The 25,034-nt window shown below is 69.8% G+C and carries 33 protein-coding genes and 1 pseudogene; 17 read left to right on the top strand and 17 right to left on the bottom strand.

Translation table 11 applies throughout. The annotated features are described in order from the left end of the window. Window positions 1–57 precede the first annotated feature (57 nt). From ACYUED_RS23620 to ACYUED_RS23605, 4 genes and pseudogenes are all read left to right on the top strand, one after another. Window positions 58–1,185, top strand: a complete 1,128-nt coding sequence (locus ACYUED_RS23620) for a helix-turn-helix domain-containing protein (RefSeq protein WP_491284737.1) — start codon at window positions 58–60, stop codon at window positions 1,183–1,185. A gap of 13 nt (window positions 1,186–1,198) precedes the next feature. Beyond that, the gene (locus ACYUED_RS23615) at window positions 1,199–1,780 is read left to right on the top strand and encodes an HD domain-containing protein (RefSeq protein ID WP_491284735.1); all 582 of its coding nucleotides are present in this window, start codon (window positions 1,199–1,201) and stop codon (window positions 1,778–1,780) included. 129 nt (window positions 1,781–1,909) lie between these two features. After that, window positions 1,910–2,489, top strand: a pseudogene (locus ACYUED_RS23610) (serine hydrolase). A 210-nt stretch (window positions 2,490–2,699) separates the two neighbouring features. Beyond that, on the top strand, window positions 2,700–3,242 hold the full coding sequence (locus ACYUED_RS23605; RefSeq protein ID WP_491284733.1) for a hypothetical protein: 543 nt from the start codon (window positions 2,700–2,702) through the stop codon (window positions 3,240–3,242). A gap of 166 nt (window positions 3,243–3,408) precedes the next feature. Here the strand turns inward: ACYUED_RS23605 and ACYUED_RS23600 are convergent, their stop codons facing one another. From ACYUED_RS23600 to ACYUED_RS23590, 3 genes are all read right to left on the bottom strand, one after another. Then, complete coding sequence (locus ACYUED_RS23600; protein ID WP_491294395.1) at window positions 3,409–3,858, bottom strand: phosphotransferase; 450 nt, start codon at window positions 3,856–3,858, stop codon at window positions 3,409–3,411. Between the two features lie 12 nt (window positions 3,859–3,870). Continuing rightward, a complete protein-coding gene (locus ACYUED_RS23595; protein WP_319302715.1) occupies window positions 3,871–4,845 on the bottom strand; it encodes a magnesium transporter CorA family protein in 975 nt (324 codons plus the stop codon). A 144-nt stretch (window positions 4,846–4,989) separates the two neighbouring features. Further along, on the bottom strand, window positions 4,990–5,520 hold the full coding sequence (locus tag ACYUED_RS23590) for a DUF5994 family protein (RefSeq protein WP_319302717.1): 531 nt from the start codon (window positions 5,518–5,520) through the stop codon (window positions 4,990–4,992). Window positions 5,521–6,297: 777 nt separating this feature from the next. Between ACYUED_RS23590 and ACYUED_RS23585 the strand changes: the two genes are divergently transcribed. The 3 genes from ACYUED_RS23585 to ACYUED_RS23575 all read left to right on the top strand — a co-directional run bounded on the left by ACYUED_RS23585 (window position 6,298) and on the right by ACYUED_RS23575 (window position 8,162). After that, complete coding sequence (locus tag ACYUED_RS23585) at window positions 6,298–6,570, top strand: hypothetical protein (protein ID WP_249836105.1); 273 nt, start codon at window positions 6,298–6,300, stop codon at window positions 6,568–6,570. A 494-nt stretch (window positions 6,571–7,064) separates the two neighbouring features. Next, on the top strand, window positions 7,065–7,553 hold the full coding sequence (locus ACYUED_RS23580; RefSeq protein WP_359585826.1) for an Asp23/Gls24 family envelope stress response protein: 489 nt from the start codon (window positions 7,065–7,067) through the stop codon (window positions 7,551–7,553). Between the two features lie 36 nt (window positions 7,554–7,589). After that, window positions 7,590–8,162 carry a DUF5994 family protein gene (locus tag ACYUED_RS23575; protein ID WP_491284728.1) on the top strand — a complete coding sequence of 191 codons (573 nt, stop codon included), beginning with the start codon at window positions 7,590–7,592 and terminating at the stop codon, window positions 8,160–8,162. A gap of 66 nt (window positions 8,163–8,228) precedes the next feature. Here ACYUED_RS23575 and ACYUED_RS23570 read toward each other — a convergent pair whose 3' ends face one another. Both ACYUED_RS23570 and ACYUED_RS23565 read right to left on the bottom strand, forming a co-directional pair. Beyond that, window positions 8,229–8,627 carry a DUF5994 family protein gene (locus tag ACYUED_RS23570; RefSeq protein WP_359585823.1) on the bottom strand — a complete coding sequence of 133 codons (399 nt, stop codon included), beginning with the start codon at window positions 8,625–8,627 and terminating at the stop codon, window positions 8,229–8,231. A 36-nt stretch (window positions 8,628–8,663) separates the two neighbouring features. Next, window positions 8,664–9,665, bottom strand: a complete 1,002-nt coding sequence (locus ACYUED_RS23565; protein WP_319302725.1) for an acyl-CoA desaturase — start codon at window positions 9,663–9,665, stop codon at window positions 8,664–8,666. Between the two features lie 314 nt (window positions 9,666–9,979). On the opposite strand from ACYUED_RS23565, the gene ACYUED_RS23560 reads away from it, so the two are divergent. The 9 genes from ACYUED_RS23560 (at window position 9,980) to ACYUED_RS23520 (ending at window position 15,239) form a co-directional block, all read left to right on the top strand. Next, window positions 9,980–10,171, top strand: coding sequence for a CsbD family protein (locus tag ACYUED_RS23560; RefSeq protein ID WP_359585819.1), 192 nt, complete (start codon window positions 9,980–9,982; stop codon window positions 10,169–10,171). After that, the gene (locus tag ACYUED_RS23555; RefSeq protein ID WP_491284724.1) at window positions 10,171–10,515 is read left to right on the top strand and encodes a hypothetical protein; all 345 of its coding nucleotides are present in this window, start codon (window positions 10,171–10,173) and stop codon (window positions 10,513–10,515) included. Before ACYUED_RS23560 ends, ACYUED_RS23555 begins: the two co-directional genes overlap by 1 nt. Before the next feature lie 39 nt (window positions 10,516–10,554). After that, the gene (locus ACYUED_RS23550; protein ID WP_491284722.1) at window positions 10,555–11,265 is read left to right on the top strand and encodes a DUF5994 family protein; all 711 of its coding nucleotides are present in this window, start codon (window positions 10,555–10,557) and stop codon (window positions 11,263–11,265) included. A gap of 10 nt (window positions 11,266–11,275) precedes the next feature. Continuing rightward, window positions 11,276–11,551 carry a hypothetical protein gene (locus ACYUED_RS23545; protein WP_491284721.1) on the top strand — a complete coding sequence of 92 codons (276 nt, stop codon included), beginning with the start codon at window positions 11,276–11,278 and terminating at the stop codon, window positions 11,549–11,551. Between the two features lie 145 nt (window positions 11,552–11,696). Further along, window positions 11,697–12,008, top strand: a complete 312-nt coding sequence (locus tag ACYUED_RS23540; protein ID WP_491284718.1) for an STAS domain-containing protein — start codon at window positions 11,697–11,699, stop codon at window positions 12,006–12,008. A gap of 237 nt (window positions 12,009–12,245) precedes the next feature. Beyond that, window positions 12,246–13,487 (top strand): PP2C family protein-serine/threonine phosphatase, encoded by a 1,242-nt coding sequence (locus ACYUED_RS23535; protein ID WP_491284716.1) that lies wholly within the window; start codon window positions 12,246–12,248, stop codon window positions 13,485–13,487. A 475-nt stretch (window positions 13,488–13,962) separates the two neighbouring features. Then, complete coding sequence (locus tag ACYUED_RS23530) at window positions 13,963–14,175, top strand: hypothetical protein (RefSeq protein WP_491284714.1); 213 nt, start codon at window positions 13,963–13,965, stop codon at window positions 14,173–14,175. A gap of 118 nt (window positions 14,176–14,293) precedes the next feature. Continuing rightward, a complete protein-coding gene (locus tag ACYUED_RS23525; RefSeq protein WP_334479836.1) occupies window positions 14,294–14,455 on the top strand; it encodes a hydrophobic protein in 162 nt (53 codons plus the stop codon). After that, window positions 14,427–15,239 (top strand): DUF1206 domain-containing protein, encoded by an 813-nt coding sequence (locus ACYUED_RS23520; RefSeq protein ID WP_491284711.1) that lies wholly within the window; start codon window positions 14,427–14,429, stop codon window positions 15,237–15,239. The genes ACYUED_RS23525 and ACYUED_RS23520 overlap by 29 nt, the downstream gene beginning before the upstream one ends. Before the next feature lie 70 nt (window positions 15,240–15,309). Here the strand turns inward: ACYUED_RS23520 and ACYUED_RS23515 are convergent, their stop codons facing one another. The 7 genes from ACYUED_RS23515 to ACYUED_RS23485 all read right to left on the bottom strand — a co-directional run bounded on the left by ACYUED_RS23515 (window position 15,310) and on the right by ACYUED_RS23485 (window position 21,275). After that, entirely contained in the window at window positions 15,310–16,026 is a 717-nt protein-coding gene (locus tag ACYUED_RS23515; protein WP_491284707.1) for an ANTAR domain-containing protein, read from the bottom strand. A 78-nt stretch (window positions 16,027–16,104) separates the two neighbouring features. After that, a complete protein-coding gene (locus ACYUED_RS23510) occupies window positions 16,105–16,866 on the bottom strand; it encodes an ANTAR domain-containing protein (protein WP_491284705.1) in 762 nt (253 codons plus the stop codon). Further along, window positions 16,863–17,528, bottom strand: a complete 666-nt coding sequence (locus ACYUED_RS23505; protein ID WP_491284703.1) for a hypothetical protein — start codon at window positions 17,526–17,528, stop codon at window positions 16,863–16,865. The genes ACYUED_RS23510 and ACYUED_RS23505 overlap by 4 nt, the downstream gene beginning before the upstream one ends. Then, on the bottom strand, window positions 17,525–17,950 hold the full coding sequence (locus ACYUED_RS23500) for an STAS domain-containing protein (RefSeq protein ID WP_491284701.1): 426 nt from the start codon (window positions 17,948–17,950) through the stop codon (window positions 17,525–17,527). The genes ACYUED_RS23505 and ACYUED_RS23500 overlap by 4 nt, the downstream gene beginning before the upstream one ends. A gap of 653 nt (window positions 17,951–18,603) precedes the next feature. Further along, window positions 18,604–19,617 carry an NAD(P)/FAD-dependent oxidoreductase gene (locus ACYUED_RS23495; RefSeq protein ID WP_491284699.1) on the bottom strand — a complete coding sequence of 338 codons (1,014 nt, stop codon included), beginning with the start codon at window positions 19,615–19,617 and terminating at the stop codon, window positions 18,604–18,606. Continuing rightward, window positions 19,614–20,153, bottom strand: coding sequence for an isoprenylcysteine carboxyl methyltransferase family protein (locus tag ACYUED_RS23490; protein WP_334479826.1), 540 nt, complete (start codon window positions 20,151–20,153; stop codon window positions 19,614–19,616). Before ACYUED_RS23490 ends, ACYUED_RS23495 begins: the two co-directional genes overlap by 4 nt. A gap of 54 nt (window positions 20,154–20,207) precedes the next feature. After that, entirely contained in the window at window positions 20,208–21,275 is a 1,068-nt protein-coding gene (locus ACYUED_RS23485; protein ID WP_491284697.1) for a type III polyketide synthase, read from the bottom strand. Window positions 21,276–21,425: 150 nt separating this feature from the next. Between ACYUED_RS23485 and ACYUED_RS23480 the strand changes: the two genes are divergently transcribed. Beyond that, window positions 21,426–22,295, top strand: a complete 870-nt coding sequence (locus tag ACYUED_RS23480; RefSeq protein WP_491284695.1) for a UbiA family prenyltransferase — start codon at window positions 21,426–21,428, stop codon at window positions 22,293–22,295. Window positions 22,296–22,609: 314 nt separating this feature from the next. Here ACYUED_RS23480 and ACYUED_RS23475 read toward each other — a convergent pair whose 3' ends face one another. The 5 genes from ACYUED_RS23475 to ACYUED_RS23455 form a co-directional block, all read right to left on the bottom strand. Then, the gene (locus ACYUED_RS23475) at window positions 22,610–22,780 is read right to left on the bottom strand and encodes a hypothetical protein (protein ID WP_334479819.1); all 171 of its coding nucleotides are present in this window, start codon (window positions 22,778–22,780) and stop codon (window positions 22,610–22,612) included. A 255-nt stretch (window positions 22,781–23,035) separates the two neighbouring features. Continuing rightward, window positions 23,036–23,629, bottom strand: coding sequence for an alkaline shock response membrane anchor protein AmaP (gene amaP, locus ACYUED_RS23470; RefSeq protein ID WP_491284692.1), 594 nt, complete (start codon window positions 23,627–23,629; stop codon window positions 23,036–23,038). Window positions 23,630–23,639: 10 nt separating this feature from the next. After that, entirely contained in the window at window positions 23,640–24,329 is a 690-nt protein-coding gene (locus ACYUED_RS23465) for a DUF6286 domain-containing protein (RefSeq protein ID WP_491284690.1), read from the bottom strand. Next, the gene (locus ACYUED_RS23460; RefSeq protein WP_491284688.1) at window positions 24,326–24,772 is read right to left on the bottom strand and encodes an Asp23/Gls24 family envelope stress response protein; all 447 of its coding nucleotides are present in this window, start codon (window positions 24,770–24,772) and stop codon (window positions 24,326–24,328) included. Before ACYUED_RS23460 ends, ACYUED_RS23465 begins: the two co-directional genes overlap by 4 nt. Continuing rightward, complete coding sequence (locus ACYUED_RS23455; protein ID WP_351472778.1) at window positions 24,769–24,996, bottom strand: hypothetical protein; 228 nt, start codon at window positions 24,994–24,996, stop codon at window positions 24,769–24,771. The genes ACYUED_RS23460 and ACYUED_RS23455 overlap by 4 nt, the downstream gene beginning before the upstream one ends. Window positions 24,997–25,034 lie beyond the last annotated feature (38 nt).

The raw sequence follows: 25,034 nt of genomic DNA, 5'->3' as shown, positions 1-25,034 counted from the left end.
CGTGATCACAGCTAGAAGTGACCGCAAGTACGGGTGGTTTGCTGCGGATACACGGGAATGGGGCTGTTCATGCAGTCGAGTTCGCGACCAACCCTGACCGGCAGTCAGGGATCAGGCGGGCGCCCCCGCACGGGCGTCATTTCCGGCTACGTCTTCCGGGTCATCCGAGAGCAGCAGGGACGCACCCAGGAGGACACAGCCGAGCAGCTGCGCGTGTCCGCGGACACGATCGCGGGCTGGGAATCGGGCCGCCGCCCGCTGACCGCTGTACCGGTCGGGCAGATGCTCGTACACCGTCATCGGCTGATGCACATGGGCACCGCCCCGGCGCTCCTGCAAGCCCTCGACCGCGCGCTGGAGGCGGACGTCCTCCTCGCGAGCGCCCTCGACGACCAGGCCGACGTCGCGGCAAGCCCGCTCGGGGCCTGGGTGATGCAGCGTGACCTCGTTGAGGTCCTCGCCTGGCCCCTCAACCACGTGCCGCCCCAGCCCGTCCGTGGCCTGCCCGCCCCGCCCCGCAAGCGCCGAGGCCCCGCGCCGGCCGGGCCGGAGCTGTCGGTCGCAGACCGCGCGCGGTTCTTCACACAGATGCGGCGCACCGCGGAACAGGCCCGGGGCGAAGACCAGTTCCTGCTCCGCCGCCAGGCCCCCTACCTCTCCGGGTACGACGACCAGGACGACACCTCCGCATGGCTCGCACACCAGCAGGCGACAGAACGCCCTGGCGGCTGGCTCACGGGCTGGCTCAACTCCCGGTCTGTTGCCGCGGTCTCGGCCCGGCAAGGGGACCGGGACCGCATGAGTCACTTCATCGACGCCGCCCTCCTCGACGACGACGCCGGCGAGGCCGCGAACCTGAACTACTGGGCCTACTGGATCGGAGAGACGGCCCACCTGGAGCTGAGCGACGACTTCATCGCCGCCCGCAACCCCGGGCCATGGCCAGGCGACAAACTCCTCGCCCATCTCGCGCACGGCCTCGCTCCGCATCATGGCTACGTCGACCTCAATATCCACTCCGTCTGGTCTCTGCTCCAGGTACGGCCCAACCTGCTGCGATCCGGAGCAGCAGGACGCGCCCTGCGCGACAGGCTGCCCGTGATGTTGGATAGCCGGGAGCTGTCGGCGCGCGGGCGCCGGGAGCTGGAGAGCATCCGGTATGCGATCCGCCTCGCCGAGGCGTGAGAGGAGTCCGACGGTGGCTGAAGACCTGTCCGCGGTGGCGCGCTTCCTGTACGAGGCGGGCACGCTGAAGCAGACCAAGCGCACCGGCTGGTGGATGGCCGGAGTACGCGACCCCGAGTCGGTGGCAGAGCACTCATGGCGCACCGCTCTCCTCGCGACCATCATCGCGAAACTGGAAGGCGCCGACCCCGCACAAGCCGCGTTCCTCGCGGTATGGCACGACTCACAGGAAACCCGTACCGGGGACGTGAACTACCTGGGCAGGAAATACGCCCCACAGGCAGACCCGCGAGCGGTCACCGAGGACCAGGTCTCGGGCATGCCCGAGATCCTCGCCACCGCGGTACGCGAGCTGGTCGCGGAATACGAGGCGAAAGAGTCCCCGGAGGCCCTCTGCGCCCGGGACGCCGACAAGCTGGAATGCATGATCCAGGGCATCGAGTACAAGGCCCAGGGCTACGAGAACGCGCAGCGCTGGATCGACAACAGCCGACGCCGACTCACCACGAAGTCCGCCAACGAGCTCGCCGACGCGGTGCTTGCGACCGAGTCTCTGGATTGGCTGCGCGCAGCCCTTGGGGAGACGCAGAGCTGACCTCGTCCGACGGATCCGGCACTCAGCCCTCGGTGCCCCGACCGGGTCGCCCGAGCAACGTCACTACCCGAACCGCAACCCGAACGTCACTACGCTGACCGGCGGGATGCCCCGGCGAAGAGCGAGACCATGACGTACGACGGCGACCGCATCAAAGCTCTGCTGGACGAGGGCGTCAGCGACAAGGTGTACCCCGGCGCCGTGTGGGCCATCGCCGACGCCAACGGCATCCACGCCCAGGGCACCCCGGCGTCCTCGACCCCGACGAGCCGGACCTGCCGATGCGCGCCGACACCGTCACGCCGCCAGCCTCACCAAGATCCTCGCCGTCTGGTCCGCCATCGGCGCCCTGTGGGAGGAGGGCAAGCTCGACCTCGACGTCCCCTTCAACGACTTCTGGCCCGAGGTCGATGGCCACCCGCTCGGAGCCTGGGGCGAGCAGGATTCGGCCCCGCCTGGACCAGACAGTCACTGACCGTCCAGACCAGCACCCTCGAACCCGTGCGCGGCTTGTTCTGGCACCCCGCCCCCTGGCGCCCACCCCGATGACGACACCTGGGTCCACTACGGCTTCACCGGCACCGGCATGTGGATCTGCCCGCAGCAGGGGCGGTGGGCAGTACTGCTCACCAACAAGCTCTACTACACCCGCGACCGCCAGCCCCTGACCGACGTGCGCAACACCTTCCGCACTCTCGCCTTCGCCTGACGCAACCGTCGGCGAAATCCATTGAGGGAGCCCCGACAGCTTCCAGTAAATGTCTGACGGGCCCGACCGATCCTTGGTCAGGCCCGTCATTGTCTTCGTCCTGCGGCCTCTACAACCGTCGCAACCCACGTGAGCCTGGGAGCCTAACTCCGTTGTCAGTGCCTGCTGTCAGGATCAGCATCGCCCTACATCGTCGTCTGGAGGACGCCCATGACTGCCGAGCTTGGTCCGCTGGCCATCACACGCCGCAAAAGCAGTGAGCCGATACAGGCGGGGGGCGAAACGGTGGGCAGACTCGGCGACTTCTGGAGCTGGGCGTACTCCGACCTGGCCAACAACACCATGCGCGGCGTCTTGGCCGAGTACCTCGTGGCCGTGGCGTTGGGCGCCGCGATCGGCACCCGCACCGAATGGGACACCGTGGACATCCGTACACCCGAGAAGCGGCGCGTGGAGGTGAAGTCGGCGGCCTACCTTCAGTCGTGGGCACAGCCCCGGCCATCGAAGATCGAGTTCGGCATCGCGCCAGCTTCCGGCTGGGACGCCCAGACCGGCGTTACCTCAGCGGAGGTAATGCGCCGCTCGGACGTCTACGTCTTCTGCCTGCTGCACCACCAGGACAAGCAGACCCTCGATCCCCTGGACCTCGACCAGTGGACCTTCTATGTCCTGCCCACCCGTGTTTTGGACGAACGCTGCCCGACCCAAAGTCCATCAGGCTGTCCAGCCTCGTCGAGCGCCTCAGCCCGCTGAGGACCGACTTCGCCGGCTTACCGAAAGCAGTCGCCGCGTGCGCCGAAGGCATGCGATAGCCCGAGGCGGCGGTCTCATCCCGCGCGGTGAGCCTTGTCGACGGCCTTCTCCAGCAGGCAGCACCGCTGGCCCGGCCGCGACGGCCGGACCTCCAAACCCTCGGGATCTACCCGGCGGCGAACGCGTCCTCGACCTGATCGAGCCGGTCGGCCCACCAGCGCAGCAGCGCCTCATCCGCGGTGAACAGCTCATCGCAGGAGAAGTCACCGCGGTCGTAGTGGAACTCCAGCTGCCAGAAGTCCGTCATCCGCTTCCACCACAGCCTGCGGGCACCGTCCACGAGCGCGGTGACGTCCACCAGCATCACGGACCGGTAGCCGCTGACGAACGCCGAGACACGGTCGAGGTCGAACACCCCGTCCACCCCGAACTGCACCTGCGCCGTCCGCACGGCCTCCTCCTCGTACCGCCGCACGCCCACCCGGTCCCAGTCCAGAACGGCGGCCAGGTCCTCGCCCTCCCACAGCAGGTTCCGGTACTGGAAGTCACCGTGGGTCCACCCGCGGGCGCCCTCAGAGATCCCGTGCTGCGGACGGAGATCAGCGTGCTTGGTGATCAGTGCCTGCGGTCAGAGCCAGTCCCAGTGCCTGAAAGCGAAGTACAGCGTCAGAGGGACAACGACGATGACGGCGCTGGAAACGATGAAGCCCGACTGTTGTCCAAAGCCGGGGTAGGGAAGGTTCTGTCCGTAGAAGCCAGTGATCGCCGTGGGCACGGCGATGATCGCGGCCCAGCTCGTCACCTTCTTCATGATCAGGTTCATCCGGTTCGCCTGCACCGACAAGTTGGTCTCCATCACCGAGGCCACCAGGTCGCGCAGCGACTCCGTCCACTCGCCGGCACGCAGCACGTGGTCGTACACATCGCGGTAGTACGGCAGCAGGTGGCCGTCGACGACGTCGAGGTCGGGGCGCATGAGGGCGTTGACGACCTCCCGCATGGGCAGGACCACGCGACGGAGCCGAACCAGTGATTTCCGCAGGGCGTAGGACTGGCGCTGTACGGTCTGGATCTGCCGGCCGCCTTCAGCGAAGAGCAGATCGTCAAGTCCCTCGATACGTTCGTCGAGTTGCTGTACCGCGGCGAAGTGCCCGTCGACGACGTAGTCGAGCAGGCCGTGGAGCAGAAAGGCGACCCCGTGGGCTGCCAGAGCCGGGGTACGGTCCCAGCGGGCGACCAGCTCGTCGAGGGCGAATGCGGCGTCCTTGCGGACGGTGATCAACGCCTGCGGCGTGAGGATGACCGCGAGCTCGCTCATCGTCAGTCCTGCGCCGTCCGGGTCGACGGCGACCGCGTAGACACTGAGGAAGTGATGGGTGCGGTAGCTGTCGAGTTTCGCCCGCTGTCCCTCGTGCAGCGCGTCCTCGAGAGCCAGCTCATGGAGACCGAGTTCCTCGCCGACCGCCGTGAACTCGGCACGGTTCGGGCGGTACAGGTCCAACCACACGATCGAAGACGGATCCGCCAGATGCCGGGAGATGTCGCGGACCGGGAAGTCCTCCTCGACCAGGGAGCCGTCGCGGTACAGCCGAGTACGGGCCATGTCGCGCACCCTAACGGCACCAGCGGAGCATCAGCGGACACCACTACCGGACATCCACTCCGACGGGCGGCACCTCCTGGATCGCCTTGAAGTCGGCGCGCCGCCCGGCAAAGACAGCCCTACGGGCGCCCGGGTCTCCAGAAGTCATTCCTGGCGCTCGTGGCGTTCCTCGCCGCTCCGAGGGTCCTTGGCGGGGATCGGGTGTGCCTGATGGGTGCCGGTGTCGATGAGGATCTGTGCGGCATGGGTGACGTTGTCGGCCCGGACGGCTCTGTCCATGGCGGCACGGGCGGCATCGGGTGTCGCGTGCGGCGGGATCACGAGAAGGGAGAAGTGGTCCTGGTCGCCCCGAGTGATCAGTACGGTGTCGTCACCGACCGGGAAGGAGTCGATATGGACGACCCGGTCGTCGATGACCAGCCGCGTGGGAAGTTCATCCCATGCGGTGGCGTCCAGGCCGACGCGCGTGATGGGGCCGAGGTGCCCGGTCAGCACGTGGATGAGGTCGGGCAACTCCGCGCCGATGTCGCGGGAACGCGGCCACCACGCGCCGTCGAGATTGCCTTCCCGGGATGGTGTCGTCTCCAGCCGCAGAAGAACTGTCCCGGGTTTCGCGGCCCGGTGGATCGCGTCCGGTAGGAGCCCGGGCGCGCGAGGGATGTCGGATTCGGTCATGGTGTCTCCGCCTGTCTGCGGGATTCGGTGTCGCCGCCGAACGCGGGACCTCGTCCTCTCGGTCGTCCTCTCACCGTAAGTCGTGCGCCGCCGCACCGGCTACGCTCGCCGACGGTGCCGGACTCGTGCCCCTCGGTAAAATGCCTGCTCACGAGCACGTCCCGGGCCTCGGAGCGGCGTAGAGTGAAACGACCGGGAGTACTTCGCACACCGGCCGTCACGTCGGTGCCGTTCCCGGCGAGCAACAACACCGGCCTCCAGGAGGAGCCCCCGGGGACAGGTCCGCGTCATGACCGCGACCATCGAACCTACGATCATCAAAGAGCACCCGCCTCCGGCGTCGGTCTTGCTGTCCCTGGCCCCGACCGGCTCGGTTCCAGGTCTCCTGGACGGTGCCTGGTGGCCCCGCTCCCGTGATCGAACGGGGGTCACGATGAAGTCACCGAAACTGCCGTCGGCCGGGCCCGCGGAGGTTCGTATTGTCGCCGCGGACCCAAAGGCGGCTCGACATGTCGCGGAGATTCTCCGCGGTTGTTTCGCCGCCACCGCAGCGCGCAGCCACCCCGCGGGCGCTGACGGCGGAACACGCCTCCACCTCACCGTGGACACCACGCGCATGGCGGAACCGGTGCGCTCCTGGCTGTTGACCAGCCAGTCCTCCGGGACGATCACACACAGCCGGACGAAATGTGAGGAGATGGCCCCTCAGCGGGGGAAAGAGGGTACCGCCCCAGACGTAAGGGTTTCCGTCGGTGCCGGCACGAGAGGCAAGCGACCATGGCGACACTGCACGAGCGGCAGCACTACCGCGAGGCGATCATGAAGAGCCTGTACGAGGCCATGGAAGGCAATCGCCTCCTCGGCCTCACCGGGGCGCAGCTGCGCGAGGAACTCGCCATGCCCGAGGAGGACCTGGCCGCCGCCTGCACGTACCTGGCGGCCGAGGGACTGATCCAGGTCGACTGGGCGCGAGGAAACACACCTGCGATGGTCACACTGCTGCACAAGGGGATCCAGCTCATGGAGACCGAGGAGAAGGACAGTGACTGACACGCCGCAGACCGCCCTCAGAGCTGCGGCCGGTCACAGATGACCGAAATGGCCTCCTGGGCATACGCTTGTGAGCGGGTCGGCGCACTCTCACGTGCAACGACCCGGAAGGGCGGCCCCGGTGTGTATACGCCGGGGTCGTTGCGTCACCGGCCGCATGCCACAGGGAGATGGTGTGATCCACTCGGCCGACCTCCGCGAGCGACACAACTGGAACACCGTTGCCTTGAAGGGCGGGGAGACGCACCGTCTACGTGGACGGCGGACAGCGGCTGGCCCGCCGCTGATACCGGGAGGCTGACGTCCTACTGTCCGGTAGGGCGGTCCGACCGGCCACCCGACCTGCCCTTCTGTGCGGGGTACCACACCGTCTCCTGGCGCGACGCCCGACATCGCTCACAGCCGCTTGCCTGAGCGAGGTCGGGCACTCGCCGTTAGCGTGAAAGGAAGGGGCACGACAGGCTGCCTGTTGCGTCGGAAAGTGGTGACCGGAGATGACGGATACCGGACTGCCGAACCGGCCCGAGACTCCTCGCGCGGGGTCATTGGGCGAGCGCGGCGGGAAGAGTGCGGGGGTGCCGCACGGAAGCGATCCGGGGTCGCGTGGCCGTACGACTATCGCCGACGGTGTGGTGGCGAAGATCGCCGGCATGGCGGCCCGGGATGTGCCGGGCGTCCATTCGATGGGCGGTGGGTTCGCCCGTGGCATGGGGGCCATGCGTGAACGGATGCCCGGTGCGGGCGGGAAGTCCGTCACCAGCGGAGTGAAGGTCGAGGTCGGCGATGTGCAGACCGCGGTCGACCTGGAGATCGTCGTCGAGTACGGCGTCTCCATCATCGAGGTCGCGGGCGACGTCAGAGAGAACGTGATCGCTGCCATCGAGCGGATGACCGGTCTGGAAGTGGTCGAGGTCAACATCGCGGTCGGCGATGTGCATTTGCCCGACGAGGACGAGGAACAACCGGAGCGGCGGCTCGAGTAGTCGCTTGCCGGAGCCGAAGCGAGGAAGGAGCACGCGATGGGTGTGGCCGCGGTTGGCCTGTTCACCGGGATGGCGCTGGGCTTCGCGGGATACTTCGCCGGCTTCGGCGCGTTACGGGCCGTTCCCTTCAGGACCCCGACCGCGCGCCTCGCTCTGAAACCAGTGAGTCCTTCACCAGGGCACGTCGAGCCGGACGGGGCCTGGTGGCCTCGGTCACGTGACCTGACACACGAACTCTCCGCTCTGGCGGACGTACTGGATCCACTGTGGGGACGGATCACCCATATCGCCGTCAACCCGCGCTACTGGCCGACGCTCCCACGCAAGATCCTCGTCAACGGCCATGTAGTGGCGGTCGGTTGGTTCACGTCGGAGCAGGATCCGCACAAGATCCTGCCGCTGTCCTATACGGCAGGCCGCTGGGACCTCTTGGTGATACCCCCGGAGACCAGCGCTCCCTCGGCCGCCCGGCTGGTGGCCGCCGCGAGCGCGAACACCGGCCCGCCGATGACCGCGACCGCCCTCATGACGGCGGAACAGGCCGGCGAGACCTCCTCCTCGTACGAGGCCACCAGCAGCCGGCCCGGCCGAGTGGTGGTGGGGGTGTGACGGTCGTCGTCACCGCCCTGGCCGTCGGTGCCTGATGATTCGCCGGGCAGTCCGTGGTGGGCCGGATCACACGTGACCACCTGCCGCGGCCGCCAGGAGCGGTTCCGCTGTCTCCTCGGTCGTATCCGGAGGCACGACCAGCAGATCCCAGCGCCCCCGGCCGGGGGCGAGCAGGACGATCGTGTGCGGGGCGGATGCCGCCAGGGTCCTGTGCAGGCGTACGACCTGGTTGAAGACGAGCATCCGGCCGGGCACCGCGGGCCACGTCGCCCCGTTGACGGTGACGCTGGTGATGTGACCCCATGCGCGCGGCAACCCGGCAAGCAGTTGGGGGAGTTCGGAGAGCAGGTCGTACGAACGGGGCCACCACGCTCCGTCGATGAGCCGGGGCATGCCGCTGCCGGACGCGAGACGCATCCGCAGGACGGGGTGGGAGGGAAGCGGGGACTGCAGTGCGGTGGTCATGAAGGCTCCTGCCAACTGCCGTAAGAGTGGTTGACGTCAGGCACGACGGTCCGCGACCCGCTGCGCCGTCGGCCAGCGCACGTCGTGCACCCAGCCGAGGCGTTCGAGGAGGCGGATCACGGCGGCGGAGGGGTCGATCTGACCGCGGTCGACGCCGTGCCGGGCGCTGGTGGGGTCGGCGTGGTGGAGGTTGTGCCAGCTCTCGCCGAACGACAGCAGGGCGAGGGGCCACAGGTTGGTGGCCCGGTCGTGGCGCCGGGTACGGAACGGGCGCTCACCGATCATGTGACAGAGGGAGTTCACGCTCCAGGTGACGTGGTGCAGCAGCGCGATACGCACAAGTCCCGCCCACAGCAGGGCGGTCACGCCGTACAGCCACGTACCGCCGATGGCCCAGCCCACCGCGAACGGCAGGGCGAGGGTGAGAACGCACAACGCCGGGAAGGCGCGGGCGACGGCACGGATGTCGCGGTCGGCCAGGAGATCGGGGGCGTAACGCTCCGGCGGCGTACGGTCGTTTCGGAACAGCCAACCGACGTGCGCGTGCAGCAGACCGCGCAACTGGCCTCGCAGATGCGTGCCGTAGCGGTACGGGGAGTGCGGGTCCCCCGGCCGGTCGGTGAAGGCGTGATGGCGCCGATGGGTGGCCACCCAGCCGATGACATCGCCCTGGAAACTCATCGAACCGGCCACCGCGAGCGCGATCCGCACAGGACGGACGGCCCGGTAACCGCCGTGGGTGAGACCGCGGTGGAAGCCGACCGTGACGCCGAGACCCGTGATCGTGTAGAGGACGAGCGCGAGCACGATGTCGGCGGGATGGATGAGACTCCCCCACAGCAGCCAGCCGGCGAGACCGATCGCCACGAACGGCAGGACGACGATCACCGCCGTCACCGCAACGTACAGACGCTCACCGCCGTCGCGCGCGGGCGCCGGGCCGTCGGGCGGGAACGGGGACGTCCCGTCGTAGCCCTGGGGCGGCGGGGCGGGGTCCGACGGTGTGACCGTCGGGGACGTGGTCGGACTGAGTGGCATACGTGGCTCCTCGGCCGGGATGCGGATGGCGCGGCCGGGGTCACGGGCTGCCCATGAGATGGGAGTCGCGAGGACGGGCCGGTTCGGACACCGGCATACGAAGAGCCCTCGCTTCCTCCACCGTACTCCCGCACGCTCCGGGACGAGGCGGGCCGGATCGCGTGGCCACCGCGTTGACACGGACCGTTGCCGGACGTTGACTGGCAGCACGGTGCAGGGCCATGCCACCCCGGAACACACGGCGAAGCATTCCGCCTTCCCGCCTCGCCCAGACCCCGCGGGAACCCACCTACCGGACAACAGCGAGGCCGGCCATGACCGTTTCACAGACCATCAAGAGCCAGGCGCAGACGATGAAGGGCAGGATCACGGAAGAACTCGGCCGGGTCACCGGCAACAGGCGACTGCAGCGCCGAGGCAGGACCGACCGGGTCTCCGGAAGCCTGAAGCAGGCCGCGGAGAAGGCCAAGGGCGCCTTCAGGCGTGGCGGAAGCGGCTCCCGGTGATGTACGACCAGAAACGCGCCCAGCAGCCCGCGGGCCAGACCCGGGGCCCCGCCGAGCGCCGTACCCCAGGCCCTGAGCCGCTGCTCCCGTCGGACGAGCAAGACAAGATCGTCCAGTCCCTCCGGCACGCTCTCAACACTTTCGCCGACACCCCGCGTGAGGCGCTGGAAGAGGCCGAGAGCGCCTATGACGAAGCCACCGCCCAGCTCGTGAACGCCCTCGCGGAACAACGGCGTCTCCTTCGCGCCGGCTGGCAGGACCTCGACCCGGAGGCGCAGTCCGACGAACTCCGGCACGCGCTGAGGCAGTACCGGGAGATCACCCAACGACTGCTCCAGCTCTAGGCGGCCACTACTCCGCGCTGCCTCGAAGCGCGGAGTAGTGTGGACAGTACCGAGAGCATTTCGCACACCGGCTTCCACGCCGGGTCGTTCTCGGCGAACCATGAAACCCGGGCCGCCGCAGAAGCGGCCCGGAGACGGGTCCGCATCATGTCGGCGACCTTGCTTCCACCTCTGCCGCACCCCGAGCCCGTCGCAGCCCCGGCCGCGCGTCTCACCCTGAAGACCGACGGCACCTCCCGCGGACTCCTGGACGGTGCCTGGTGGCCCCGCTCCCGGGATCTGCTGAGCGAACTGCCCGCACTGACCGACGTGTTGGACCCCCTGTGGGGCCGCATCACCCGCATCGCCGTCAACCCGAAGCACTGGCCTGTCATCCCGCCCAAGGTTCCCGTGCACGGCCACATCGTCAAGGTCGGCTGGTTCACCCCGGAGATCGACCCGCACAAGCTGCTGCTGCTCTCCTACGGCACCGGCCGCTGGGACCTGCTGATCATCCCGCCCGAAACCGGGGCGGAGTCGGCGGCCCGGCTGATGGCTGCCGCGTCCGACTACGATGGCCCGCCACTGACCGCGAGCGCGCTCATCGCCGCGGACGAGGCCCGGCACGGCGTCTTGGCGACCGACGAGCCACTGGACCCGGACGAGGCATGGGAGTACGAGGGCGGCGCCTCCGCAGTGTCGGTGTCAGCGGCCGTTCCGCAACAGACCCCTCCCCCCGGCCGGGCCAGCCGCCTGATCATCGGTATGTGAGGTGGCCGCCATGAACGCCTTCCTGACAGCCGCCGCCTTCGGGGTCCTCATTGCAGCGGCGGCGTACGTGATCCACCGGCTCAACATCCAGCACGCCGACAGAATCGCCGTGCACCAGTACAGCGCCCGCCTGCCCGGCCGCCGCGGCCGCGGCACGCAGCAGCCCCCGGTGGAACCGGACCGGTCCGAGTCGCCGACCGCCGGCGAACGGCGGGACCACCGCGACGGCGGCCGCGGCCGCTTCCCGCCGCGCCGCCGCCGCAGCCCTACCACTCACCACAGGTGACCAGCCGGTTTCCCCGCACCGGCCGCGCTTACGAATCGTCGACTCGGCCCGTACCGACGTGTGCGCCCGAGCGCGAGCACCCGGGCCATGGACCGCGCGAGGAGCAGCCGGGCCCCATGAACCGAGGCATCCGAACCGAGGCGTCATGACTCTTCCGCGGCTGAAGGTCTACCGGCACAACCGGGGCAGTCGGGCGCTGATCACCCTGGCCGGTGAGATCGACCCGGCCACCGCGCCCCAGGTGCGCGCCGCTCTGGAGCGGTGCCTGCATGATGGCATCACCACCATCGACGTGGATCTGACCACCGTCGGCCGCTGCGACAACAGCGGTCTGCGCGTCTTCCTCGACGCGTCGAGGCACGCCGCCGGGAGCCACGCGTCCCTGCGGCTGCACCACCCGTCCCCGCAGACCGCGCGGCTCCTCGCGGACACCGGCTCCGATCTTCTGCTCCTGTGACGGCTCCGGGAGAGACCTGGTGCAAAGCTGTACGAAGAGCCACCTTTTCTGATCATGTGTGACATGCCGTTCTCTGGCGTAATGGGCTGTTCGGGGTGACCGGCCGCGTCACTCTGTGCGGGTTGATCACGGTCGTGTCGGGAGCCCGTGTGTCGGTGCGGGCGCTGGACTCGCGGCACGAGGTGAGCATGGACACGGTCGCCGATGGTTTGACGACGCCGGTGCGGGGGTGCGGTTGTGACGGAAGGCGAGCGCCGACCTGACGAGGTCATGCTGGACCGGTCGGAAGGGTTCGGTGAGCGGCTGCTGGGGGTGCTGCTGGACCGGGCGCACGAGATGCCGCCGCAGCTGATCGCCCCGCTGATCGCGGAAGAGGTGGCCAGGGTCGGTGGCCGCGACGTCTCGATCCTGCTGCAGGACTACGGCCAGCTGGTGTTGGTGCCGCTGTCAGGTCGGCGGCTGATGGTCGGCGAGCCGGAGCCGATCGACGACTCTCCCGCCGGCACGGCCTTTCTGCAGGCGACCACTGTCGAGGTGCCGGGGGCCGACGGCGTCCGGATGTACCTGCCGTTGCTGGACGGCAGCGACCAGGTGGGCGTGATGGCCCTCACCCTGGACACCGTCGATGACAACGACCGGCGGCTGCTGCGCAGGCTCGCCGGCCTGGTCGCCGACATGCTGGTCACCAAGCACAGCTACACCGATCAGTTCTTCCGTGCCCGGCGTCGTGAACCGATGAGCGTGGCCGCGGAGATCCAGTGGTCCCTGCTGCCGCCGCTGGCGATGGCCGTCCCGCAGGTCGCGGTGGCCGGAATCCTGGAGCCCGCCTACGACGTAGCAGGCGACAGCTTCGACTACGCCCTCAACGAGGACATCCTGCACGTGGCCATGGTCGATGCGATGGGCCACGGCCTGGACGCAGCCACGATGGCGACCGTCGCCGTCGGGGCCTACCGGCACGCCAGACGTGCCGACATCGGCCTGTCCGAGATCTACGCGTTCATGGACCGGGCCATCGCCGAGCAGTTCGGGCCCGACCACTTCGTCACCGCCCAGATGATGCGTCTGAACATCGCGACGGGCCACCTGCAGTGGGTCAACGCGGGCCACCCCGCACCGCTGCTGATCCGCGACCACCGGGTCGTCCGGCAACTGACAGGCCCAACCACCCTGCCCGTCGGCTTCGGCGGTGAAGAGCCCCGCATCAGCGGGCAGACGCTCCAACGCGGCGACCGAGTGCTGTGCTTCACCGACGGCCTGATCGAGGAGCACGAAGCCGGCGAAGAACAATTCGGCGAAGAACAACTCATCCACTCGGTCAACCACATCGAACACACGACGAAGGGGGTACGAGCGGTGGTGCGCTCACTCTCCCACGCCCTGAAGCAGCAACGGGGCGGCCGCACCACCGACGACGCGACCCTCTTCCTGATCGAATGGCGCGGGGGCGCCGCCGACCACCTCGTGCTCCTGGAGTGAGCCGACAACCGCACCGCCGAAGACAGGGCCGACGCCACAGGGACCCCCGGCCTGGCTGCGGCGATCCCGGGGATTTTCTCCGCCGCCCCGCCCGCGAGGATCGTTTCGCCACGGGGCTCCGACCCAGTCGGCAGCATCGTGCCCAGGCGAGTGCGGGGCTCATCCGGACCGGGACGGCAAGGCACGGACCGCCCCACGCGGCCGGCTTGGGCGTTTCGCGTGCGAATACCGTGCGGTGCCTCGGATATGCGTGAGCCACCGCGTTTTTTGCAGCGCCCATGTCCTGGGGTTGGGCTGCTTCGAACGGTCCAAACATGACGCCAGCACTACGCTGCTGTGTAGACGTCGCAGGCCCCGGCGACATGCTGTCGCTGAAGACAGAGCGTCACGCGATCCCGGCACGCCCGATGTGCCTCAAGCGGGCAACGATCTGCTGCCCGCTGCGTCGCACGCATCCCAAACCAGGCGGGCACGCATGTACGCGCTGATCGTTCCGGCTTCAACCCTCTTTGTCCTGCTCGCCGTTGTGATGGCCCTGTCCTGGTGGGAGGACCACATCCTGCCGACGTCGCCGACCGAGCCGGCCGAACCACCCGCCGAGGCTCCGTTCACCCCGGCGGCCTCTGCCCAGCTCCCACAACTCCTCAGTATCGACACCGCGTTGACAAGGGAGGATGCCGGGCGTTGACTGGCAACACGGCGTAGGGCCATGCCACTCCGGATCATTTCGGGCGCAGCATTCCACCTTCCCGCTTCGCCCGGACCCCGCGGAAATCAGGAAATCCCCGCGATCCGGAGGCCCGGCAATGATCTGGTTTCTTCTCCTTCTGCTGGTCCTGGTGGTCTTCGGGTTCGGCTTCACCCTGCAGATCCTGTGGTGGGTCGCCGCCGTCCTCCTGGTCCTCTGGATCGCCGGCTTCGCCATGCGCGGGCGCGGCGGTGGCCGCCGCCGGTACAGCCGCAGGTAGTCCGTTCCGGAGCTCGATCCTGCGCGAGACGCTGATCGCCGCAGGGCGGGCGGGCTTTGTCGCCCGCGGCATCGTCTACGTACTGATCGGGCTGCTGTCCATCCGGATCGCCGTCGGGGGCGGCGGCCAGGCGGACCGGAAGGGCGCGCTGCACGAGATCGCGACGCAGCCCTTCGGGAAAGCGATGCTCTGGGCGCTGGTGGTCGGTTTCGCAGCCATGGCGCTCTGGCGGGGAGCCCGCGCCGTGCACACCACGGGGCCCCGGCGGAAGGCGGGTTCGCGACTCCTCGACGGCGGGCGGGCGGTCTTCTACGTCGCCGTCTGCTGGGCCACAGCGGTGTATGCGGCCGGTGGCGGGCAGGGCTCCAGCGGCAGCGAGCAGTCACAGGACTGGACGGCATCGGCGCTCGAACTGTCGTGCGGCCAGGTATGGGTGGGAGCCACGGGCTGCCTCTTGATCGAGTATCGGCGCGGTACTCGCCGTCGGGCGGCCATGCGGCGCTTCCTGCGGCAGCTGGACACCGCCGCCATGAGTCACCGTACGAAGCAGGTCGTCACCGCTCTGGGCGTGGTCGGAGGCGTGGCGCGTGGCGTGGTGTTCGCCGCCGCCGGGGTCTTCGTCCTGGTGGCAGCCGTCCGCTTCGATCCCGACGAGGCCAAGGGCGGGGACGCGACGCTCCGGAGCTTCGCACAGACACCGGCGGGACCGTGGCTCCTGGTCGCGGTCGGGCTGATCCTCTTCGGTGTCTTCTCCTTCGCCTCGGCTCGCCGGCGCCGGCTGTGAACGCTGCCCCGAGCCACCGCCAGAGCCGCTTCGGCAGCGTCTGCGGAGGCGACAGCCCGCGCCAGGGTGGTCAGGCCACCAGCCCGGGGAGGGGTTCGGAGTCGTCGATGAAGGCGCGGGCCACATCGGACAGTCGCCGGTTGTGGGCGCGGGCGTAGCCGCGCAGCGCGGTGAACGCCTGTTCCATGTCGATGCTCTGCCGTTCGGCGAGTTTGCCCTTGGCCTGCTCGATCAGTACGCGGCTGTTCAATGCCGTCTGCAGTTGTTCGTTGAGGACGGTGCTGCGATGGGTGGAGCGTTGCTGTAGGAGGCTGATGGTGGCGACGTCGGCCAGGGCCTGGGCGATGAGTGTGGCGGGCGGGTCGAAGGGGCCGGGGGCGGCGCGGAAGAGGTTCAGCGCACCGACGGTCTCGTCCCGCAGACGCATGGGCAGGGCCTGGACGGCGCCGAAGCCGCTGCGGTGGGCCGCTGTTGCGAAATGCGGCCAGCGGTCCACCGCCCGGGTCAGATCGGGGACGATCACCGGTGCGCCGGTACTGAAGCACTCCAGGCAGGGGCCCTCGTCGTTCTGGAGCTGGAAGAGCTCCAGCAGGCGCACCTGTTCGTCGGAGGCGGCCATCACGCGCAGTTTGCCGTCCCGGTCGGCGAGCAGCACCCCGGCGGCGCTCGCATCGAGCATGCTCACGCAGCGGTCGGTCAGCAGGCGCAGGAAATCGATGAGGTCGAAGTCGGCGACCAGGTTGTCCGCCAGCTCGACGAAGGTCTTGGCCAGGAGCTGCTGATTCATCGTGTCACCCTCGATTGAGACTAGTCCCGCCGGGAGGGGGCGGGAAGCGCAGCACGCTTATCGTCCGGAACCGGTGCGTCAGGCGTCATCGTCCGTCCGTTTCGGTTCCGTGTCCGGGGAGAATCGGAGCCGGTTGGCCACCACGTCGGCGGCCACGTCGGCGAGCCGACGCCCTTGCGTATAGGCGTAGGCGCGCAGCCGGACGAAGGCTTCGTCGATGCCGACTTCGAGCTGGACGGTGAGGATGCCGGTGGCCTGGTCGATCTCCGCCCGGTATCCGCCCAGGTCCTCGAAGCCGTGGTCCGGTGACGGTACGCCGGCCTGCGCACCCGTCTCGTCGATCCGCGCGTCGAGCAGGAGCAGCGTCGCGAGATCGGCGAACGCCAGCGCGTCGGCCAGCTCCTCCGCGTCCAGCACGGTCGGCACGTTTGCGTACAGGTCGAGGACTCCCGGGCTGATCGCCCCGATCTGCAGGGGGAGCGCGAAGACCGCCCGTGCCCCGACTTGCAGGGCAGCATCGGCGAACACGGGCCAGCGGTCCTGCAGCCCGCCGGTCAGCAGATCGGGGGACAGGACGGCCGAGCCATGGGTGAAGGCATCCACGCAGGGGCCCTCGCCCAGGGTGAGCTGGAGCTCCTCCAACTGCTCGCTGATGGTGTCGGTGCTGCACAGCGGATGGCTTGCGGTGGTCTTGGACATCGCCGATACCCCGGCTCCGCCGACCGGCAATGCGACCACGGCCGCGGTGCACACGTCCACCACACCGACCGGGGCGCCGCGTCGGGCCGCCTGCTCGGCGACCAGCACCTGGATGCGGGCCGACCGGCTGTCGGCCCTCATCCGGGCCACCGCGACCAGGCATCGTGGGCCAGGCCCTCCAGACGCGCCGTGGTGCGTTCTCCGAGGGGGAATACCAGCGCACGGAACATGGTCGGGCCCGCCGGCCGCCACACCTCTCCCAGGTCCAGCCATCCCCAGGAGCGGAGCGACGCGAGGGTCGGGTGATCGCCCGGATCCACCAAGGTGGCGCCGAGGGATGCCTGGTGGTCGCTCAGCAGCCGCTCTTGCAAACGGCGGGCCACGTCCTGGTCCTGCGGGTGTGGCTGGACCAGGATGCGGGTGATCGCGAAGACGCCGCCGGAGGCGGTGAGTTGCTCGATGCTCTGTGGCAGTGTTCCGTCGAACCCGAGCCACCAGATGCCGTCACTGGCCACCGGGAATCCGAAGGCGCATCCCACCAGATGGTCCGTCTCCGCGATCACCATGGCGAACCCCGGCCGCCGGATGTCGCCGGTGAGACGGCTCAGGAAGTCCGGGCGGCTACGGCTGTGGTACGCCTCAGCGGCGGACGTCTCTCGGGAGTCGACGTACAGATCCGCCAGCTCCCCGCCCAAGTCCTGCGCCAGCCAGCGGTTCACGCGGCGCAACCGCACCGCGTCCATGGTGGACGGCTCGCCTGCATGCGCCTTGTGCGGCTGCCCCTGCCTGGGCTGGGCCTTCACCGCACATCGCCCGACAGGACAGCCACCAGCGGGACACTCCGCTCCGGCAGGGCCGGAGCGACCGGGTCAGGGACGTCCCCGAGAGACGGTGGCAGATGCCCGAGCGGAAGGTCGGCAACCAGGAACCCGCAGCCGGTGAGCTCGAGGATCCGCGCCAGTGACGGTGGCGGGTTGTGCAGTCGTAGGCTCCCGCCGGCCTTCCTGGTCCGCTGCGCGGCGTAGAGGAAGGCGTTGAGGCCGCTGCAGTCGCAGAAGGTGACAGGGGTGAGGTCGACATCGACGATGCGGATGCCGTCGCTCAGGCATCGCGCCAGTGCTGCGCACACCAGCGGTGCCGATTCCAGGTCGATCTCACCAGCCAGGGTGATCAGTGCCCGTTTCCGTCGGTCATGACGATAGATGGTGAGCCGTGGGAGGGGCATGACGCCTCGGTTCCAAAGACCATCCGGCAGCGAGATGGGGACGCCGGGGCCCGGCTCCTCTTGGCGCGCTGCTGGCAGGGACGTACGTGCGGCGGAGGCGGAACGACGGCCGGTCCGAGGGCCTGCGCGACAGGACATAGGGTCCGCCCGGTTCTCTCCAGGGATGCGTCGGGTGACGGACGAGAGCTCCGCTCCACGCAGCCATCTGTGTCGCCAAACGACAAGCCGCCGGGGTCTGGGACGCTTGTAGAGCATGGTAGTCCTGCCCCAGTGCGACGGACGGCCCGAAGCCGCCCATCTCAGGATGTGGATAATGTCGAGGTGTCACGGCGCGCTCATACCCGGTGCCCTGCACGGTACTTGGACCCATGACGGGAAGGCCGCTGCTCGTGTCGGACTGAGGTCTGGATCTTTTGCAAGGGCTGCAGCAGGAGGATGTTGCGGCGGCCTCGGCCGTCGGCGTTGCCGGTGCACTGCAGTCGGTCTTCGCGGACCCGGCAGGCAGGTTGGAGAAGGAGAACAGGACGGCCAGTCGCGCGTGCCTCCGTCCCGGCCGAGGTGAGTTTCTGGCTGCAGCGGGCCTCCGGGTCACAGGGCGAGACGATCTCTGTGCTCGGCCACGGGACCCAGGCGGTCTCCAGGCCGGCCTACCGTTACTGCAGTGCGTGGACCGCTGCTGAGAACACCGGGGGCATCCGGGATGCTGCGGGGACGATGAGGCGGGCGGTGCCGGGACGGCGGCTCGCGGCCAGCAGGGCTCCGGTCAGCAGTCGGTGGCGGCGGGTCAGCCGGGACCATGTGTGCTCGTACTTGTCCGGTTGTCCGGCGGCAAGGCAGCGGACGGCGGCCCCGGCCGTCGCCAGTGCGAGGGCGATGCCCTCGCCGGTGAGGGCGTCCAGGTAGCCGGCGGCGTCGCCGACGAGCAGGACACGGCCGGCGACTCTGTGCCGCACCCGCTGTCGCAGTGGTCCGGCGCCGCGTACCTCCGTCGTGGCCGGGCCGCGCAGCGAGGCGGTGAGGGCAGGGAAGTCGGCCAGGTGCTCGTCGTACCCGCGACGGTTGCGGCTGAGGACCGCGACGCCCACCAGGTCGTCGCCGACCGGTGTCACATAGGCTTCGCCGTGGCGGGACCAGTGGACCTCCACGAAGTCCGTCCACGGTTCGACGCGGTAGTGCCTGCGCAGCCCGTAGCGACCGTGGGGGCGGCCCGGCAGTTCCAGCCCCAGGCTGCGGCGCACCGGGGAGTGCAGGCCGTCGGCGGCGATCAGCCAACGGGCTGTGGTTCCGGCGGCGGTGACCGTGTCCGCGTTCTGGCGCACCTCGCCGACCTTGCCCGGCAGCATCCGCACGCCGAGGCCGAGAGCGCGCTGGTGCAGAGCGGCGTGCAGCATCGTACGACGGATCCCCAGCCCGCTGTGGCCGCGGAAGGACGCTTCGGCGCGGACGCCACCGTCCACGTAGCGGATGCCGCGCAGTTCGCGGCCACTGGCCTCGACGCCCAGTGCTCTCAGCGCGGCGACTCCGCCGGGCATGACGCCTTCTCCGCAGGCTTTGTCCACGGGCGAGGTCCGGGGTTCGACGACGACGGCCTCCAGGCCGGCGAGCGCGGCGTGGATCGCGGCGGCCAGACCGGCCGGTCCACCGCCGGCCACCAGTACGTCGATCACGCCGGAGCGGTCGTGGTCGGCGTGGTCGTGGCGGCCAGCGCCCGGTTCTCGCAGCGGATGCGCACGGTGAGCAGGGCGGCGTTGAGTACCGTGAACACGGTCGCGGTGATCCAGGCGGTGTGCACCAGGGGCAGGGCCAGGCCCTCGGCGACAACGGCCACGTAGTTCGGGTGCCGCAGCCACCGCCACCGGTAGGGGCCGCCGGTCACCAGCGGCAGGCCGGGTACGACGATCACCCGGGTGTTCCACCGGGGTCCCAGGGTGTGGATGCACCACCACCGCAGCGCCTGGGCGCCCGCGAGCACGGCCAGCATCGGCCAGGCCAGGGCGGGTACGAAGGGCCGGTCGGCCAGCCAGACCTCGACCGGGCAGGCGGCCAGCAGGCCGGTGTGGAGGGCGACCATCGCCGGGTAGTGGCCCTGCCCGGACTCGGTCGCGCCGCGGGCGGTGCTCCACCGTTCGTTACGGCGGGCGACGACGAGTTCGGCGACGCGCTCGGCGGCGACGGCGGCCACCAGCAGTCCGTACCAGATCATGTGTCTCTATGTCCTTCGTATCCCTATGTCCTTCGTGTCCTTCGACGGTTCGAACTACCAGCGCAGCAGGACGAGTTCGCAGGCGAAGCCGGGCCCCATCGCCAGCAGCAGACCCGGTGTGCCCGGCGGCGGGCGGCGTTGGGCCAGGGTGTCGCGCAGTACGTGGAGCACCGATGACGAGGACAGGTTGCCGACCTCGGCGAGGTGACGCCAGGTCACATCGAGCGCGTCGTCGGGCAGGTCGAGGGCCTCGGTGACGGCTTCCAGGACCTTGGGGCCGCCGGGGTGGCACACCCAGACGGTCACGTCCTTCGGCTTGATCCCGTGGTCGCCGAGGAACCCCTCGACGTCATCGGCGAGGTAACGGCGTACGACATCGGGGACCTGTGGGTCGAGGACGACCTGGAAGCCGGTGTCCTTGATGTCCCAGCCCATGACGCGGCCGGTGTCCGGGTACAGGTGGCTGCGGGTGTCCACGATCGTCGGGCCGGCGGTCTCGTCCGGGCGGTCCGGGCAGCTCGCGCCGCAGGCAACGACCGCGGCGGCGCCGTCGCCGAACAGTCCGGTGGCGACCATGTTGGCCATGGAGGCGTCGTTGCGCTGGAAGGTGAGCGAGCACAGTTCGACGGACAGCAGCACCGCCACGTGGTCGGGCCGGCCCAGCAAGTAGTCGTGCATACGGGCCAGGCCGGCTGCGCCGCCTGCACAGCCCAGACCGAACAGTGGCAGCCGTTTGACGTCCGGCCGCAGTCCGAGGCGGCCGACCAGCCGTGCGTCGATCGAGGGCGTGGCGATGCCGGTGACGGAGGTGAAGATCAGCAGGTCCACGTCGGCGGCGGTCAGACCCGCCATGTCCAGTGCGTCTTGGACGGCCTTGGCACCCAGGTCGGTGGCGGCGGCGATGAAGACGTCGTTGGCGGCGCCGAATCCGTCCAGTTCCCCATACCGTTCGAGCGGCAGCGTCATGTGACGCGCGCCGACCTTCGCGCTGAGGTGCAGCCGGTCCACGACCCCGCGGTCGGTTCCCTCCGGCAGGCAGGTGCGGGCGACCATATCGGTGATCTCGGACTGGGTGCGACGGTGCGGTGCGAGGGCACCGTGAACGGCGGCGATCCGCGTCATAAGTTTCCCGTCCAATTACCAACTCGGGTGAGTTGCTCCCCACATGTTCCCCGGACCGGGACTTCGACACCATGAACGGCCCGTCCGGCCGTTCCTCCCGAGGGGGCGTGTGCTCCAGCCGGGTGGGGCTCGGGCGCCTAGGATCGGCGGGTGGGCACTCCCGAGCAGTCGACGGCCGACGGCGCGACGGCGAGTTGGGCCGACCGGGTGGCTGGTCTGGCCGGGTCGTGCCACCCCGGGCCGGTCGTGGCGGTCACCGCCCTGATGGCGGCGCTGGCCGTCACCGCCGGCCAGAGCGCCGCGCGTTGCGTCCTGACCGCCGCCGCCGTGCTGACAGGGCAGTTGTCCGTCGGCTGGTGCAACGACGCGTTCGACGCGCGCCGGGACATCGCGGCCGGCCGCCGCGGCAAACCCGTCGCCGACGGCACGGTCGGAGTGACGGACGTGTGGGTGGCCGCCTATGCCGCGCTGGCGCTGTGCGTGCCGCTCTCGCTCGCCTGTGGCCTGCGGGCGGGCGCCGTTCACCTGACCGGGGTGGCGGCGGCGTGGGCCTACGACCTGCGGCTCAAGGCGACAGTATGGTCCTGGGCACCGTACGCGGTGGGCTTCGCAGCGCTCCCGGCGTTCGTCGCGCTGGCCTTGCCTGGGCACCCATGGCCGGCCTGGTGGGTTGTCACCGCCGGGGCGCTGTTGGGGGTCGGCGCCCATCTGGGTGACGCACTGCCGGACATCCGCGGGGATTTGGCGACGGGAGTTCGGGGATGGCCGCACCGGCTGGGCCCGGACGGCACCCGGCTGCTGCTGCCGGCGCCGCTGGTGGCCGCGTCCGCGGTGCTGGTGCTGGGGCCCGCCGGACCACCCGGCAGGTGGGGACTGGCGGCGCTCGCGGTGGCCGGCCTGGTCGCGGTGGCGGGGACGGTGCTGGGACACCGCTGCGAGCGGGCGGCGTTCGCGGCGGCGGTCGCCGTGGCGGTGGTGGACGTGGCGCTGCTGCTGCTGCGCGACACCCGGATCGCCTGACCGTACGGCAGCCGCGAACGCGGAGCAGCCATGACGTGGCGCTCGAAGCCGCAGCGCTGTGTCCATGCGGTACAGCGCGAAGTTCTCTCCGATTCCCTGCCCCGCGACACCACTCACGCCTTGCTGCACGAGCCGGCAGTATTCCTCCCACTCACGGGTCAGCTTCCTGCGGCCCTGCGCCACGGCCCGGGGCTTGCGGATCTCGAACATCGCCCCCCTTGAACTGGGGTGTTGCGACGGCTCCTAGAACCTAAGGTCCCTCCGGGGGCTTTGTGCTGTCAGGCCCGGACTGGTCCTGGGCATTCGGGAGCCGGTCAGCGGGCCGGGCGCCGGGTGGAGCGCCAGATGGATCGGGCCGCCAGGTAGAGCAGATCGACGATCAGAAGCAGTACGCCGATGGACATCAGGTAGAGCATGCCGTCGACGGCCGCGCCTATGGCGACCAGAGCGATTCCGGCGATGAGCAGGGTCAGGAAGAGGAGCATGACGGGACGTCTCCTGGAAAGGAACCGTGCGAGATCTGCGTGGTCTCTCGGTACGGCACGACACGCTGTGCCTGTGCTCGATGTCGGCGCACAAGGCCGTCAAGGGCCGGTGTCTTCGCGCACGCCGTCAGCGAAGCGAGTGCGCCAGGCAGCGTGCTGTCGGTTTGATCCTCCGCGTGCCAGAACGCTCGGGTTCCAGGAATCGTGGGCGACCTCGCAGCCGGTACCCCCCACGGGGCTTGGGCCCAGGGGATCCTAGGTGGCGCGTTTGGCGCGGTGGCGGGCTTCCCGGAGTCGGACCTTCGAGGGGAGGCGGTCCAGGCAGGCCGAGTCTCGTGCTTGTGCGAGTGTTTCGCGGCTCAGCTGCCCCAGAGCCCGCGCTGGATCGGCGTGAGGCTCCAACAGCAGCCGCACGCGTGCGGTCGGAGCGGTACGTCGGCCCGTCAGCCGGACATGAGCCCGCGAGACCCCGTCGAGGGCTTGCGCCTCTTCCTCGATGACGTCCTCCAGTGTGCGGCCGTTGAGTCGGGCCGGCGCGCCGTCTCCGCTGTCGACGAGGACACGGTCCAGGCGGTGTCTGCGTTGCGCGAGGAGCCACCACAGCAGCAGGGCCAGCAGCACGGCGAGCACCGCGATCACGGTCGGCCACCACCAGTCCTCTTCCCGCCACCGGGTACGTCCCCAGGCGCCCAGCACCGCATCGTCCGGTCCCCGGAAGGGCCACCAGCCCGGCACGTCGAAGTCCCAGTGGCGCTGCAGGTCCAGTGCGCCCAGCAGCACGCCGCCGCCCAGGGCGAACAGTCCGAGGCCGAGAAGCCCGAGCAGCACCCGGTTCACCGTCCTGAGCATCAGGATCACCTCAGCCCTTCTTGGGGCGCCGGACGCGCACGGCCAGTGTGGGTTGCCGGGCCAGGCCCAAAGACGTCACGGCTTCGCCCAGCTCGGCGTCCAGGTCCGCGCGGACCTCCTCAAGATCGCGGAAGTGTGCTCGTGCCCGGGCTTTGGCCTTCCGGCGGCCGACATCGACCTGTGCCGACTGGACACCGGGCACCTGCATGGCCCGGTCGCGCAGAACCAGGGCGGCCGCGCGGCGGTCGAGCCCGGCTCGGACGTCCTCTGTCCCAGGGATACCGGTGGGCCGCCGCATGGGCAGCAGCCGGCGCAGTCCCGGCGTCACCGCCAGCAGGAAGAGCCACAGGCCGAGGGCCATCGCGACCGCGGCCCCGACGATCATCCAGACGTCGTCCAGGGGCCGTGTGGCCAGTTCCTCGGCGAGCCGCCGCCGCCAGCGCATCGCATTCCGGCCTGCCCGCACCGCGACCACGTCGTACAGGAGAAATCCGACGGCCGCGGCGGACAGCATGGCTGCCAAGGCCGCGGGAATGCGCCGCGACGACCAGAAACGGTGCGCCGACCGGCCTGATCCGTCGATCACCTTCGTGGCGTCCCCGGCCGCCCCCGGGGTGCCGTCGGCGGACGGAACCGCCTGTCCCGGACCGGAGGAGAGGTCCCTGTCACCGGTCGGCTGCCGCGAGGTGTTCGCGCTCATCTCACCCTCTCCCGGTCCGTGTGCCGCGTATGCGCCGAGTGCAGTTGCCCGACCGATACCGCGAGGTCGGACACCTCCATGCCGGCCCATGTCCTGATCCGTTCGGTGACCTCCCGGCGCACCGCGGCGCACTGCGCCCCGATGTCGGAGGGATAGCCGAGCTCGACGGTGATGTGCAGCCGTGCCTCGCCGAGCACCGCCTGCCGTCCGGCGGCGGACTCGGCGTCCCGTCCTGCGCTGGTCCGTTCCGGCGCCCGCCGTAGGGATGTGCTCACGTGTGGCGTCCGGCGGCCGGATGGTACGTGGCCGGCCGACTCGGTGAACCGGCTCAGCGCCTCGCGCGCCACCCGGGCAGCGATCTTCGCGACGACCCGGTCGGTGACGATGGTCGCCCCGCGCTCCCCGCGGGGGACGCCCGGACGCTCATCGGCTTCCCCGCTCACCGCCGCCAGTCTCCCCGAGCCTGTCGCCGGTCGTCACGGATCCGATCCTGCCGGTCCCGGCGGCGGACGAAGTCGCCCGGTTCGAGATCACCCTCCGTGAACCGCCCGATGACGAGACCGACGAGGCCCAGCACCAGCACCAGCAGGAAAGCCCAGAAGTCACCGAAATACGCGGCGAAACCCAGCGCCATTCCGGCCATCAAGCCCACCACGGCCCTGCTCATTTCGCGCTCCTTCACTCAAGTGGGCTGTTCCGCCCCGG

Source organism: Streptomyces sp. DF42 (genome assembly GCF_058267695.1).
The sequence above is the reverse complement of the archived record's forward strand: the minus strand, read 5'-3'. Positions and strand labels throughout refer to the sequence as shown.